General features: G+C 59.4%; 10 protein-coding genes. 4 read left to right on the top strand and 6 right to left on the bottom strand.

What is annotated here, in order from left to right; all coding sequences use genetic code 11:
- Positions 1-85: 85 nt before the first annotated feature.
- Genes K5E37_RS02965 through K5E37_RS02955 form a run of 3 tightly spaced genes read left to right on the top strand, consistent with a single transcriptional unit; the run spans position 86 to position 6,510 of the window.
- Positions 86-1,267, top strand: coding sequence for a serine protease (locus K5E37_RS02965; protein WP_221533100.1), 1,182 nt, complete (start codon positions 86-88; stop codon positions 1,265-1,267).
- A gap of 57 nt (positions 1,268-1,324) precedes the next feature.
- Complete coding sequence (locus tag K5E37_RS02960) at positions 1,325-3,205, top strand: serine protease (protein ID WP_221533099.1); 1,881 nt, start codon at positions 1,325-1,327, stop codon at positions 3,203-3,205.
- On the top strand, positions 3,202-6,510 hold the full coding sequence (locus K5E37_RS02955) for an ATP-binding protein (protein ID WP_221533098.1): 3,309 nt from the start codon (positions 3,202-3,204) through the stop codon (positions 6,508-6,510). Before K5E37_RS02960 ends, K5E37_RS02955 begins: the two co-directional genes overlap by 4 nt.
- Positions 6,511-6,673: 163 nt before the next feature.
- On the opposite strand, the gene pepN is transcribed toward K5E37_RS02955, so the two are convergent.
- Genes pepN through K5E37_RS02925 form a run of 6 tightly spaced genes read right to left on the bottom strand, consistent with a single transcriptional unit; the run spans position 6,674 to position 13,187 of the window.
- Entirely contained in the window at positions 6,674-9,331 is a 2,658-nt protein-coding gene (gene pepN, locus K5E37_RS02950) for an aminopeptidase N (RefSeq protein WP_221533097.1), read from the bottom strand.
- Positions 9,332-9,341: 10 nt separating this feature from the next.
- Positions 9,342-10,172 carry a DUF2797 domain-containing protein gene (locus K5E37_RS02945; protein ID WP_064382278.1) on the bottom strand — a complete coding sequence of 277 codons (831 nt, stop codon included), beginning with the start codon at positions 10,170-10,172 and terminating at the stop codon, positions 9,342-9,344.
- Positions 10,169-10,429: a YeaC family protein gene (locus K5E37_RS02940; RefSeq protein WP_011333626.1), complete on the bottom strand. Its 261-nt coding sequence runs from the start codon at positions 10,427-10,429 to the stop codon at positions 10,169-10,171. Before K5E37_RS02940 ends, K5E37_RS02945 begins: the two co-directional genes overlap by 4 nt.
- Positions 10,430-10,459: 30 nt before the next feature.
- Positions 10,460-11,329 carry a rhomboid family intramembrane serine protease gene (locus K5E37_RS02935; RefSeq protein WP_221533096.1) on the bottom strand — a complete coding sequence of 290 codons (870 nt, stop codon included), beginning with the start codon at positions 11,327-11,329 and terminating at the stop codon, positions 10,460-10,462.
- Positions 11,326-12,300 (bottom strand): metallophosphoesterase, encoded by a 975-nt coding sequence (locus K5E37_RS02930; protein WP_169432621.1) that lies wholly within the window; start codon positions 12,298-12,300, stop codon positions 11,326-11,328. The genes K5E37_RS02935 and K5E37_RS02930 overlap by 4 nt, the downstream gene beginning before the upstream one ends.
- Positions 12,297-13,187 carry an NAD(+) kinase gene (locus tag K5E37_RS02925; RefSeq protein WP_007956919.1) on the bottom strand — a complete coding sequence of 297 codons (891 nt, stop codon included), beginning with the start codon at positions 13,185-13,187 and terminating at the stop codon, positions 12,297-12,299. The genes K5E37_RS02930 and K5E37_RS02925 overlap by 4 nt, the downstream gene beginning before the upstream one ends.
- A gap of 115 nt (positions 13,188-13,302) precedes the next feature.
- On the opposite strand from K5E37_RS02925, the gene K5E37_RS02920 reads away from it, so the two are divergent.
- Positions 13,303-14,253: a DUF1853 family protein gene (locus K5E37_RS02920; protein ID WP_221533095.1), complete on the top strand. Its 951-nt coding sequence runs from the start codon at positions 13,303-13,305 to the stop codon at positions 14,251-14,253.
- Positions 14,254-14,282: the final 29 nt, after the last annotated feature.

Below are 14,282 nucleotides of genomic sequence, written 5' to 3'. Positions count from 1 at the left end.
CTCGCAGGAAGTTGCTGAAAAATTATCTACTCTTCGTATGTGGTTTTTTCCCGCCGCCCCAAATAGGCATAGGAGGAACGCAATAATGGAGTCAAACGATATCCGTCAAAACGCCTGGCGCCGAAAACTGCAACTCGACAGGACCGCCGCGGGCGGCACGCTGGAATCCAGCCTGGAATCGGACGCCCACTTTATTGCACTCGATGATCGCATTCGTCTGGCAAAAGAACGCATGCGCCGCATTGTCATCGAACAATTCGGCGCAGATCAGGCGCTGCTCGACACCGTGGACAAGATTGAAGTCAGCAGCCAAGAGGCAGCGAGCGTTCTCGCACAAGACGAGCGCGCGCCTACGGATGATGAATACGCTTCACTGGAAGCTATTGTCGCCTTTGACGGTTCTCGACCTTCCTTCATTCTAAAGGAGGACCGTATCGACTTCGATTCCTCCTGGTGCACCAGCCAATGGAGAACCACGTTGAGCCCGTTTCAGGAATCACTCGCTGACTTTTCAGCCTGTGTGGGACGGGTCGAGATAGGTGAGAGCGGGATCGGTAGCGTCTTTTTGATCTCCCCTACTCTCGCAATCACCAATCGTCATGTCGCACAACTTATCGCTCAATTCGACGGGCAGAAGATGACCGTAAAAGACCACGTCAATGTCGACTTTGGCCGGGAATATAAGGGACGCTCCAGTTACGATCGCCGCCAGGTACGCAGCATCGTGTTTGCCGGGACAGCGTCCATAGTCCAGCCCGTCGATCACGGCAAGCTGGATCTGGCCGTATTGGAGTTATCGAAATCGACACTGTCTGAAGATTTGTCCCAACGGTTCCTGAAGATCGGCACGCATGCCGACCCCGTCACCGACGGTATGGTGCTGGCGACAGTTGGTTTCCCTGGCGACTGGAGGCGCTTCGCCCCCCTTGTGCTGCAATCACAATACGAAACGGTCATCGCCCGGCTGCTGGAAGGGGATAGCGGATCGAAACGCCTGGCTCCGGGAGAATTTACCGGAATGCTCGACAACCCGCCCGGTTGGACGTTGACCCATGATGCGACCACGATAAACGGCAACTCAGGCTCCCCGCTCACCATTATGAAAGGCGCCGGTGCACTTGATGCGATTGGCTTGCACTATGGCGGAACCTGGCAAGGGGCGCGGGCCAATTGGGCGCATCTGCTCGCAGATTGCCTGAGTGCCGAAACCATTCCCGATCAGCGAAGCCTGCGTGAAGCATTGATGGCCCGCGACGTTGTCGTATGAACGCAACCGCCATTGCATGGCTTGATGCAAAGCGTAAACGGTAAACGGTGCGTAAAGATGACCCAACTCACAGATCCAAGATTCGTCGCGCTCGCCGATGCAACGAACGGGGAATGGTCGACCGTTCTGACCGTCTGGAATGAATTTCGCGGGAAGTACAACTATCACCTTCATACCGAGGTGGAGAGCGACCGCCACAGTTTTCTGAGGCAGGCGTATTGGTTGGCGTATGGCGGCGGGCACTTGCGCGCCTTGCTCAATCGACTTGCCGAAAGCGGCGTCACCAACGACTCACTGAATGACGCCGCCGCGCCCTTGCTCGGGACCGGCTTCAATTTTCAATCGTTCGTCAACGGTGAGTGGACACCACAGAATGCGCTTATTGGCGGACGTCGATTGATGCAGGCATGCGACCATGTTTGCCGCATCGCCATAGATGGCAAGCACCGAGGATCGGGCATCCTTATCCGACCTAATGTAGTGGCTACCGCCGGACACGTCATTGCACGACTGTTGACTGATACCGGGCAATCCACTCCCGACAGTCTCAAACGGTTGGAAATCACCTTTTTTGATGCCGATGACCTGCTCGCAGACGGTGTAGTGCAAGCGGCGAAACCGATCACTGCCTCACTTCATCAACAATGGCTTATCCATTACAGTCCGCCCGCACCGAATGAAAGCGATGAGGCGTACGCAATCGATTGTACGGCGGGCATTGCAGCCCCGGATGGCCCTTGGGATCTCGCCCTGATGCGACTGAGCGCACCGCCGCGCGCCGGGCTGTCCGGACATCGCATGAGACGGGCCTCATTAAGGGAAGAGACAGGCGTGCATATCCTGCACCACCCCGGTAACCCCATGGGAGCACCAATGGGTTTGCTCTGGTCGATAGGTACGGTCACTGATTATTTGGGTGAGCCGACACCATTGCGCTGGCTCCATAACGCAAATACCGATGGCGGCTCCTCTGGAGCGCCCTGCTTCGATACCGAATGGCGCGTGGTGGCGCTGCACCAGGCAGGGACGAAGATCATCACGACGACGCCGCAGAGGAATCGTGCCGTCCCCATCTATGCCTGGGCAGATAACGTCGATCATCTGTTGAAGGTCAAGGACGTTGATCCGACACCTTATTTGACCCATGCACTGGATGAAAACCGGGTTCGTACCCCTGTGTTCGGGCGCAAACTGCTGCAAGCCCGGGCATGGCGGACCATGACCGATGCAGAACAATCCAATGAGCAACTCTTCGTGATCCAGGGGCCGCCACGCTCCGGCAAGACATTTACCGGTTGCATTCTGGCGGAACTTGCCCAGCAAGCAGGATGCCGGATTACATCACTTGATGTGCGCAACATGCAGACGGACAGCGTGCCGCAGTTCGTGCAAAGAATCCTGGGCAGTCTGGGAACGTCCTCCAGCGGCGCCGTGCTGGAAACGTCTGGCCTGACCACCGTTCTTCGCAACTTGCAGAACGAGCTCTTGCCTGGATTGCTTCGGGAAATTGAACTGGCGGCTGCCGGCAAACCGTTGTGGATCGTGCTGGATGGGCTGGAAATCTGTGACGCCACTGCGGCCGCACTCTCTCAAGTGGTTGAAGGTTTGATCAGCGGGCTCAAATCTGCCCCTCATCTGAAACTGGTGCTTATCGGGTGGAAAGGCACGGTAGAAACCAAGTACCTCGAAATACTCTCCAGCGCACCTCAAATTACAGAAATCGTTGATCATCTCTGGCTGACCCTTGCGCCCCCCGGCTTTGAACCTCCGGACGGAATGCCACTGATGCTGACCTCTTTTGTTACTCAGACACTCAGTGCTCAACCACCCGGCGAACCTTACGCTCGGGCGATCGCGGCAGTCGCCATCGCGGCAACGACAATCCGCAACCTGCTTGATCCCTATATTCACGCTGCCCCGCAAGGTGAAACCGGATGACATTCTCGACCGACGATACCCAACTGGAGCTGTTAGGGGCAGTATTGAAAAGCGCCTGGAGCACCCGCTCGCCTTCGGAACGCAACGCCTTCGCGGAGTCGACCGGGGTGTCACCGGACGCACTCATTGATTCGGAATCAGCCCCCGCTATCGGCATGGACGAGACAGCTAGCGCCTGGGCTCGCGAGGCCGTGGAAGAGCAAAGTGATGACGCATCGTCCGACACTTCCGTGCAACAAGCCACTGCAAACTATCCCCAGTTCAAGCCTGCCTTGGAGACGGAAAACCTGTCGAGCGTCGAACCATCGACGCCTATACCTCTGGATGCTGACCTGATTGCCTCGATCGAACGGCATGCGGCACTCTCCGGCGCCCTGCAACCCAAGGACTTGGTGGCGGGCGTCCCTCCCCCGCTGCGTCATCAACTGCTCGACCAACTGGCGCCGAGCTTTGACCGTACTCTTGGCGATAAATCATGGCTCTGGACGCTGAAAAGCGATCGGCGAACCCGGATTCTGAAAAACCTCGACCCCGCCGAGCTACAGGTCCTGGTGGAGAAGGCTTCAGCAATCGCCACTGACCAGAGTGGCGAAACACTGCGCCAGACCCTCAAAGCCGACACCTCACCGACCTTGCTGTCGCCCGCCAATGTTGATGCAGACTTGCAAGCGCTGACCTGGGCCCTGCCCGTGAGACCCGACATCGAGCCGCAGCTCAAAGCCCTGCGCCGGGACGCGTATCTGGCGTCATTGCTCAGTTCATACGATTACTTGCTCAAGGATGGTTTTTTTGGCCGAAGTGCGGAAATCTCCCGAATTCACGCGTTTGCCACCGCACTCACCGCCGAGCGCCGGATTTCCATACTGTCCATCACGGGAGTTGGCGGCTCTGGTAAATCGACATTACTGGCTGCGGCTCTGCGCCCACTGACAATCCGATCCTTTGAAGATATTTCCGCGCCGATGATCGTCTATCTCGACTTCGATCGTCGAGCGTTCCTGATCGGTGCGGAACTGGAACTCTCTTTTGAATTGACCCGCCAGTTGGGGCAAATCGTACCCGCCGCCAGTGACGCCTTTGAACAACTTCGCGAGCAAACGGGTCGTGAACGTGTTGAGCGTGGCGAACACTCCAAGAGTTCAGTCGATGCAGGCACCGAAGCCTTTTCGCGGCAAGGCTCTGAGTTCGACTGGCGGGCGAGAGACATCATCGAACTCTATCGCATCGACAAGCGCGCCTTGATTCTCGTGATCGATACGTTTGAGGAGTGGCAGCGTGAAAACTACGACCGCTCTGACGCTGAGGCGCCCTTCAATCGCATTCTGGATTGGCTAAGCTCTGTGCAGAATGAATGGAATCTCGCGGTTGGCATCATTATCAGCGGGCGCGCATCGGTTTCGTCCAGAAAGCGTGGAATCGTCAGTGCTTCCATTGAACTTGAACACCTGAATAACACTGAAAGCAGCGCACTCCTTAAATCGCTCGACGTACCGGCAAAGGCTGCCAGCCGCCTGGCCGCGATCGTTGGTGGCATTCCGCTGTCACTCAAACTGGCGGCTCGTTATTTCAACAATTTGTCGAAAGATTCGCAGGCGTCTTTTCTCGAGGGTGCGAACACTGAGCTCAAAGGGGTAAGCAGCATCATCTGCCAAGGCATTCTTTATAAACGCTTCCTCGATCATATCGTTGACCCGCAAGCCAGAAAGCTGGCTCACCCGGGGCTCGCGCTCCGACAGGTGACGCCGCAACTCATCAAAGATGTCTTAGCCATACCCTGTAATCTGGGTGAGCTTTCACTTGAGAGCGCCGACAACATATTTCAAAAGCTTTCTCGAGAGGTCTGGCTGGTCGAAATGCATGATGGGGTGCTGATGCATGTGCCGCAGATACGGCGTGTGATGCTTGACATGATGAATGCCGACCCACTGTACAGTGACAAGATCCGCTACATTCACCAGGCAGCCGTGCAATGGTATGCCGGTGCTGACCGTTCGGACGAAGACAAAGCCGAGGCCCTGTATCATGCCATTACGCTTGCCGATCCGAACGAGGCAGACTGGCTAGTTAGAACGGCGAGCAGATTATCGCTGGCACGCCTGGTTAACTCTGTTGGTGATTTCAGCCCCACCAAGCGCGTCCTGATCCTTGATCAACTCAAACGAAAACTAACCCTTGCCGATGCCCGGCTGCTACCCGAGATTCGTCGCACGACATGGATGACGGAGCGCGCAAATGAACAGATTCGGTTGGGTCAGGTCTCGCAGACAATCGACATGTGGAACGAACTTGTCCCCAATCAAACGCCTGGACACTGGTACGCAACCGCCATTTTTCAGTCAGGAAGATGGCATGAGATGAGACCGATCAACGAAGAAACATTTTCTTCATCCGATCAGTACCTTTCTTATCACTACCTCCTGGCCGGGGTTCTGCGTCGAATCGATCCAGCTCAATCAACCGCCATGTTGAATGTCCTGGCGCAAGTGATAAACAAACAAGTCGAAGGTTTGAGCTACGCCAACAGTCCATTTCTGACAGGTACGATTCTCGAGAACATTTATTTTCAGGCAATCATTGACCCGCAGCATCATCTCGAACTGACCGTCAATCACGACACCTCCCGCTGGATCGAAAAAAGAGAGGAAATCACCAATGCAACTCAATATCTCAGAATCAGCTCACTCAAGGCGATAAACACTGCCCGGCAAATAGTCGCAGCACCACGGCAAGTGTTGGCGGGAATATTCCAGCCAACACCGGAATTCTTCAACGCCATTGCACACTCGATACAAAAACTGGGCGGCAACGTTGCTCTGTTCAACAACTTTGCGCAGGATTTCAGTGAACGGCTTGAAAACCACTTGAGACTGGGGATGATTCTAGGCCAGTTTTCCGACTCGTTTGCGGACGCGGTAATTGGCTCGTTCAGAAAAGAGATCAGAGGTGAAACTCTGGCTCAACTTACCTACGGAATGGTGAGTGATGACCCTGAGTGGCGTGTCCTCATTCGCTTGGCACTGACCAGCGCCAGTCAATCTTCGTCGGACTTTGCGAAGCTATCGCATCAACTTTCCTTGGCGCTTGAGCCTTGGGCACCCATTGAGCTTGCACAAAGCGACAACATGAACCTGACACCTTCCGCCTTTTGGTTGGGCGCCATCGAATATGTGGACCGGTGTCGTCGCCTGCCACGCTTCATGGCGAAATGCACTCGACATCCTGATGAGCACTTGCAGCAGGTGGCGAAGGCTTACCTGGAATGGGCGCAATGGCGCGATGGGTATATCGCAAAGCAAAGAAATTGAGGGCGGCAACGGATGCGTGTGTTGCCGCTTCGTTGCCTGACACGATTGATCAACTGACGTGTGTCAGTCAGGGAACCAGTTGCTAGCGCATCCGGCGTGTCAGACGACAGCTTGTCATCTGACACGCTCTCTTTGCTGGTGACCGCAATGTTGCCAAAAGCCCTTACGCCAGGCTTTTGCTGACCACCTCATACACATCACTGGACAGCTGACCGGACGCGAGAATCCGCTCCAGCTCCGCCTTCATCAGCGCCTGACGAGCGCCGTCATACTTGCGCCAACGGGTCAGCGGCGCCAATTGACGCGAAGCGATCTGCGGATTGAAGCCGTTCAGTTCGATCACCAGATCCGCGAGGAAGCGATAGCCCGAGCCATCCGCCGCATGGAAGTTGATCAGGTTCTGCCCGGCAAAAGCACCGACCAGCGCACGCACCTTGTTCGGGTTCTTGATGTTGAACGCCGGGTGCTGCATCAGCGCTTTCACGCGTTCCAGACCGCCCGGCAACGTGCTGCCGGCCTGCACGCTGAACCACTGATCCATAACCAGCGGATTGTCCTTGAAGTGCTCGGCAAAACTGGCCAGCGCCTTGGCCTTCTCGTCGTCGAACGGCGAGTTGACCAGCACCGCCAGCGCGGTCAGGCGCTCGGTCATGTTGTCGCAGCTGTCGAACTGTTCCAGCGTTGCCGCCAGCACTTCCGGCTTGCCGCTGAGCATCAGGTACGACAGCGCGATGTTCTGCAACGCGCGACGGGCGAAGTGCTCGGCCTCGGCCACGTACGGGGTTTGCTTCGACAGGTCGCGGTTGGCCTGATAACGCAGCCACAGCGCCTCGAACAGATTGTCCGCCAGTTGCTGACGGGCGAATTCGCGGGCGGTGTGGATCGCGTCCACGTCGGCGACTTCGCTGATTTCGGTTAGGTAGGCTTCGCTTGGCAGCGAGAGCATTTCCGCGACCATTGCCTGATCCAGCGACTCGTCCGACAGCACGGTGCGCAGCGCGGAAACCAGACGTGGGTCGAGCACCAGGCTTTCGCCCTTCTGCTGCTGGCCGATCAACTCTTGCAGCACCTGCACCGACAGTTGCTGGCCGGCATCCCAACGATTGAAACCATCGCTGTCGTGCTGCATCAGGAACATCAACTGATCGCGGTTGTACGGGAAGCTCAGTTTCACCGGCGCCGAGAAGCCACGCAGCAAGGACGGCAGCGGTTGTTCGGCGATGTCGACGAAGGTGAACGTCTGCTCGGCTTCGGTCACCGAGATCACTCGGCTAGTGCCTTGGGCCGAGGCTTCGCCGGCCAGACGCAGGGCAATCTCGTTGCCCTGGCTGTCGAGCAGGCCCAGCTCCACCGGAATCACGAACGGCAGCTTTTCAACCTTGTCCGGGGTTTCCGGGCAGCTCTGGCGGAAGGTCAGGCTGTAGGTTTTCGCAGCGGCGTCGTAAGACTCGCTCACCGCCAGACGCGGTGTGCCGGCCTGGCTGTACCAGCGCTTGAACTGGGTCAGGTCGACGCCGTTGGCATCTTCCATGGCCTTGATGAAGTCATCGCAGGTCACGGCCTGGCCGTCGTGGCGTTCAAAGTACAGGTCGCTGCCCTTGCGGAAGCCTTCGGCGCCCAGCAGGGTGTGGATCATGCCGACCACTTCCGAGCCCTTTTCGTACACGGTCAGGGTGTAGAAGTTGGAAATCTCGATGAAGCTGTCCGGGCGCACGGCGTGGGCCATGGGACCTGCGTCTTCGGCGAACTGGTGGGTACGCAGGTACGCCACGTCCTGAATGCGCTTGACCGTGGCCGAGTTCATGTCAGAGGAGAAACCGGCGTCGCGGAACACCGTGAAGCCTTCCTTGAGCGACAGCTGGAACCAGTCGCGGCAGGTCACGCGGTTGCCCGACCAGTTGTGGAAGTATTCGTGGGCGACGATCGCCTCGACCCGCTGGTGCGCGGCGTCGGTGGCGGTTTCGGCGCGAGCCAGCACGGCGCTGGAGTTGAAAATGTTGAGGCCCTTGTTCTCCATCGCGCCCATGTTGAAGTCGTTCACGGCGACGATCATGAAGATGTCCAGATCGTACTCGCGACCGTAGACCTCTTCGTCCCAGCGCATCGACTTCTTCAGGCTGTTCATCGCGTGCTGGCACTTGTCGATGTTTTCCGGCTCGACATAGATGCGCAGCGCCACGTTGCGATTGGTCATGGTGGTGAAGCTGTCTTCAACGCACCACAAGTCACCGGCCACCAGCGCAAACAGGTACGCCGGTTTCATGAACGGGTCTTCCCAGGTCGCCCAGTGCCGGCCGTCTTCGCCGGGGCCGCTGGCGATCGGGTTGCCGTTGGACAGCAGCACCGGATAGCTGTGCTGTTCGGCGACCACGGTGGTGGTGAACTTGCTCATCACGTCCGGGCGGTCGAGGTAATAGGTGATCTTGCGGAAGCCTTCGGCCTCGCACTGGGTGCAGAACATCGTGCCGGACTTGTACAGGCCTTCCAGTGCGGTGTTGGTTTCCGGGTGGATCTTGACGCTGGTGTCGACCGTGAAGGTTTCGCTGGCCGGTTGCAGGGTCAGGTGATTTTCCGTCAGCTGGTAGTCGGCGGCGCTCAGTTCCTGGTCGGCCAGGGTCACCGAGAGCAACTCCAGCTGCTGGCCGTCGAGCACCAGCGGCGGCAGGCCCGGGCCACGGGCCGGGTTGCGGCGCATCACCAGTTGCGCGTGGACCAGACTGTGGTCCTCGAACAACTCGAAGGTCAAGTGTGTTTCATCGATCAGGTACTCGGGCGCCTGATAGTCCTTCAGGTAAATCATCTTCGGTTGTTCGGTGCGCATGCTGAAGTCCTTATTGATGCACGGCGAGCTGATAGGCCGTGTACTTGCGAATGTTGATCACGCCGGTGTCGAAGATCAGGTACTGGCCCTTGATCCCCAGCAGCGTGCCTTCGGCAATCGGGTTCTTGTCCAGGTTGAAGCTGACGATCTTGGCCGGGTACTGCTCGACCGGGTAGCGGATTTCCAGCGGCTCGACATCGGCGATGGTCTGAATGGCCTGGAGGCCGAAACGCTCCTGCAAACCTTGCAGGCCCGGGGCGCAGCTTTCGAACAGTTGATCGCGCACCTGCGCCAGATCCACCGCCGCCGCGTCGCCCTTGAGCAAGGCGCGCCAGTTGGTCTTGTCCGCCACCTGGCTGCGGAACAGGTCTTCGACGAAGCCCGACTGCTGCCGCGTCGAAACGCGCATGATCGGCAGCGCCTGACTGGCGCCCTGGTCGAGCCAGCGGGTCGGCAACTGGGTGGCGCGGGTGATGCCGACCTTGATCCCCGACGAATTGGCCAGGTAGACGACGTGGTCGGTCATGCAGAATTTCTCGCCCCACTCCGGCTCACGGCAGGTGCCGGCCTCGAAGTGACAGCGCTCCGGGCTCATGATGCAAATGTCGCACTGGGCGAGTTTGGTCATGCACGGGTAGCAGTAACCCTGACTGAAACTGGTCTTGGTCTTGCGCCCGCAATGGGTGCAGTGAATCGCCCCCAGGTATTCCAGACGCACCGTGCTGCCGATCAACGGGTTGACCGGCACCTCGACGTCATCCAGACGAAACGCGTACTGCACGTTCGGCCCGTCCAGGCGCGCCGACATTTTGCTGATTGCACCGCGGCCGAGCTCGATCAATGGAGGGCGTCCGACTTGAACAGAATGTTCGGCACTTCGATCGACTTCGACGCACATTCCTGCGGGCCCATGTAACCGGTGCGCTCTTCCTCGGGCAGGTTCTGCATTTCCCAGGCGATCATCGCCTGCAACGACAGTTCACGCTGTTCGGCGGTGAGCTTGCCACCGTCCGACCATTTGCCGATCTCTACGGCCAGTTTCAGGCTCTGGTAGATGTCGGGGGTGATGTTCTTGATCAAATCGTTAAAAGAGGACATCAGGGTCTCCGTGCTCTTTATTCAAAAAATTCAGGCGGCCAGTTTACGGCGGTTGTACAAACCGCCCAACAAACCGGTGAAGCATCCGATGAGTAACCCGCCGACGTGGGCGGCGTTGGCGATTTCGCCGAAGCCGATCATCGAGACCAGCCCGGACATGCACACCAGCAACCACACCAGCATCATTGCCAGCACGCCGCGCGGCAGGCGATAGGCCGGGTTCGGCGCCAGCAACTGGAAGATCCAGCAGTGACCGAGCAGCCCGTAAAGTACGCCGGACAGGCCGCCAAACAGGCTCGGGCCGCCCCACGCGAACTGCGCATAGTTGGAAACCAGGCCGAACAGCAGCGTCAGGCCGATCAGGTTGACGCTGCCCTGGCGCGACTCAATGCGCCGCCCCAGCTCCCAGTACCACATGCCGTTCATGGCCAGGTGCAGGATGCCGAAGTGAATCAGCATCGGCGTGAACAGGCGCCACCACTGCCCCGCCGCCAGGCTGTCGGCCAGCGGTGTGAAGTGGATGTAGTCGCCGATTACGCGAAAATCGAGGAAGGTCAGCCAGCGCATCGTCTCGAGGTTATCGCCGAGGAAGGTCAACCCGCCGACGATCAGGCTCAGCAGCAGAATGAACCCGGTGGCCTTGGCGTGTTTCAGTTGCTCGGCAAAGCTCGGGCGCTTGAACGTCGGCGCCGCCGGAATTTCCAGTTGCTGATCCGGGTCGCCCGCCGGGAAACGCTCGTACAGCGAGCGTACGTCGTCGCTGATTTCCGAGGGCACCCACAACACCTGCTCGCCCGCCTCTTCGCTGACGCGATGGGGCACTTGCATGCGTTGCAGCAGTTTGACGAAACCACTCAGGTCCGCCGCCAACGGCACACGCAAGACGGCTATGGCACTCATCGCAGCACCTCCGGCCGCTCGACGTCGACCCAGACAAATTTATGCGGATCGAGGCGGGTTTCCTGATCCAGACGATAGGCCACCAGTTTGCCGTAGAGCACCGCGCTGTAATCCAGGCACGCGAGGTTCGGGCGGATCGGCGCCGGTTTGCCGCTGCGCCAGTAGTGGCCGACGAACAGCAATGGCTCATCGACGCCGTAGCGCAGCAGGGAATTCTTTTCGCTGGAGGTCAGCGGCTTTTGCGCCACCGGTTCGGGCAGTGCGTCGGGCTGGAACACGATGTCGCCATAGGTTTGCGGGTCGTCTTCCCAGAACTTGGTGCGGAAGAACGAACGCACCAGGCCATCGCCGCTGGTCATGGTCAGGCCATCCGGCAGGCGCATGTCAGTGCCGCGCAGCAGGCGATCGAACACGGTGCAGGCGAAACTGCCGGGCACGGCCGAGGCCTGGAGGAAGTGCTCATCGATGCAGCCATCGGGGAACAGCGCGCGCAGCGGCTCGATCAGGCCGGCATCCCAGCAGGCATGCACCACGCGGAAACGTCCGGCATCGACGAACAGCGGCAGTTGGTAGAACCACTGCTGGAAGTCGTGCCAGTCGCCCGGATGGTCTTCGAACTGAGTCAAGGTTTCATGCAGCAGACGGGCATGGCGCGGCGTGTGTTCACGGACGAACTGCTTGCCGCTGCCGGGAGGCGCCGGAGTGCTCCAGCCGAGGGCGTTGAACTCGTGGTTGCCCATGATGCACAACGCCTGACCGGCCTCGACCATGTCATGAACGATGTGCAGCGCCTCGCGAATCCGCGGGCCACGGTCGATGATGTCGCCGACAAACACGGCCATGCGCGATGGATGCCGCCAGACCCCGCCCTGCTTGTGGTAACCGAGTCGGTCCAGCAGGTGTTCCAGGGTCAGGGCGCATCCGTGCACGTCACCAATCAGGTCATAACTGCGCGCGGGATCGAGCATCAGTCGCCTCCACCACCCAACTTGCTGCCCCAGCCGAGCTTGGTGCGGCAGACTTCGTAGTAGTTGTGGTCGAGCGGATGGATCAGCCGCAGCTTCTGCGCTTTCTTGCTGACGGTAATGGTGTCGCCCGGCGCGCAGGTGAAGTGGTTCTGCCCGTCGCAGGAGACCTGCGGGTAGATCTGCATATCTTTGGACACGACGATTTTCAGCTCACTGTTGCCATCGACCACGATCGGTCTGCCCGACAAGGTATGGGGGTACATCGGCACAATCACAATAGCGTCAAGCTTGGGATGCATGATCGGGCCGCCGGCGGACAGTGCGTACGCGGTGGAACCGGTCGGGGTCGACACGATGAGGCCGTCGGCCTTCTGGCTGCAGACGAACTGGCCGTCGATGTACAGCTCGAACTCGATCATCCGCGTCGACTTACCCGGGTGCAGCACCACGTCGTTCAGCGCATCGCCCTGGCCGATGGCCTCGGCGTGACGACGGACTTCGGCCTGCAGCAGGAAGCGGTTTTCCACCAGATAGTGGCCGTCGAGCACCTCGGCGACCTTGATTTCCAGTTCGTCGGGGCGGATGTCGGTGAGAAAACCGAGGCTGCCACGGTTGATCCCGAGCACCGGAATATTGTGTTTGGCCAGTGCCCGCGCCGCGCCGAGCAGGCTGCCGTCACCGCCGACCACGATGACCATGTCGCAGACTTCACCGAGCATCTTGCGCGACGAGGTTTGCAGGCCATGGCCCGGCAGGACTTCGGCGATGGTGTCTTCGAGAATCACATGCAGGTGACGATCGAGCAGGAAGCGTTTCAGTCGGCGGACGGTATCCAGCACCTGGGAGCTGCCCAGGCGACCGATGATGCCGATATTACGAAATTGCTCCATGGGACTCCTGCGGGGGACTGAGACGGCGAAAAACACGATTATGGGCGAAAGCGCCGGATAGACAAAATCCTTTCAGCCCCGAGGATGCACCGGTGTTTGAGGCTATGCTCGCAAGATGATCCTATTTCCCGATTTGCTGCAGTTGCCCCACCAGTTACGCCACCCCGAGGTGCGTGATCTGGCGTGGGTGATCCTCGCCCCGCCGATGCTCGCCACGACCCCGTGGCCGCAGCGCCATCCGCTGGCGGGCAGCGACTGGGTCAGCGACCCCGAGCGCCTGGAACACTGGCTGCGCCAGCTCGACCGCGACAGTTACGGCCTGCTGCACTGGCTGTCCCAGGCCCGCACCCGGCGCCTGGGCCTGTATTACGAGCGGTTGTGGCAATTTGCGGTGGAACACGCGCCGGGCATCGAGCTGATCGCTGCCAACCTGCCGATCCGCCGCGAAGGCCACACCCTCGGCGAGCTGGACATGCTGCTGCGCGACCGCGACGGCGTGCATCACCTGGAACTGGCGATCAAGCTCTACCTCGGCCCGCAGAACGGCAACGGTCATGATCCGGCGTCATGGCTGGGGCCGGGCTGTCATGATCGGCTGGATCGCAAACTGGCGCATTTGAGCGAACATCAGCTGCCGATCTCCGCGCGCCCGGAAAGCCGCGAAGTGCTGGCGGCGCTGGATGTCGGGTCGTTCAGTGCGCAATTGTGGCTTGGCGGGTACCTGTTGTATCCGTGGCCCGGCCAGTCCGTGCCGCCCAGCGGCGCCCACCCGCAGCATCTGCGTGGCAGCTGGCTGCATCAGAAAGACTGGTCGGCATTTGTCGCCCAGCGCCCGGACGGGCGCTGGCAACCCCTGCCCCGCCACGCCTGGCTGGCGCCGGCGCACTACCCGGTGGATCAGACCTGGAGCACCGGACACTTGCAGGCCTGGCTCGATGAACTCGAACCGCTGGCCCCGGCGCAACTGATGGTGCGCCTGACCGAAAATGCCCGGGGCGAATGGGAAGAAGCCGAGCGGCTGTTTCTGGTGTCGGATCTGTGGCCGAACGTGCCTGGCCAATCCTGATTTCTGTTGTGTCTGATCTGGCCCCTTCG

Source organism: Pseudomonas sp. RIT778 (assembly GCF_019718735.1).
Classification (GTDB): domain Bacteria; phylum Pseudomonadota; class Gammaproteobacteria; order Pseudomonadales; family Pseudomonadaceae; genus Aquipseudomonas; species Aquipseudomonas aphyarum.
This window is presented reverse-complemented; position numbering and strand designations above follow the sequence as displayed.

Excerpts from the sequence above, each read along its gene's own strand:
- K5E37_RS02965 (WP_221533100.1), top strand. The coding sequence starts at position 86 with ATGGAGTCAAACGATATCCGTCAAAACGCCTGGCGCCGAAAACTGCAA.
- K5E37_RS02960 (WP_221533099.1), top strand. The coding sequence starts at position 1,325 with ATGACCCAACTCACAGATCCAAGATTCGTCGCGCTCGCCGATGCAACG.
- K5E37_RS02955 (WP_221533098.1), top strand. The coding sequence starts at position 3,202 with ATGACATTCTCGACCGACGATACCCAACTGGAGCTGTTAGGGGCAGTA.
- pepN (WP_221533097.1), bottom strand. The coding sequence starts at position 9,331 with ATGCGCACCGAACAACCGAAGATGATTTACCTGAAGGACTATCAGGCG.
- K5E37_RS02940 (WP_011333626.1), bottom strand. The coding sequence starts at position 10,429 with ATGTCCTCTTTTAACGATTTGATCAAGAACATCACCCCCGACATCTAC.
- K5E37_RS02935 (WP_221533096.1), bottom strand. The coding sequence starts at position 11,329 with ATGAGTGCCATAGCCGTCTTGCGTGTGCCGTTGGCGGCGGACCTGAGT.
- K5E37_RS02925 (WP_007956919.1), bottom strand. The coding sequence starts at position 13,187 with ATGGAGCAATTTCGTAATATCGGCATCATCGGTCGCCTGGGCAGCTCC.
- K5E37_RS02920 (WP_221533095.1), top strand. The coding sequence starts at position 13,303 with ATGATCCTATTTCCCGATTTGCTGCAGTTGCCCCACCAGTTACGCCAC.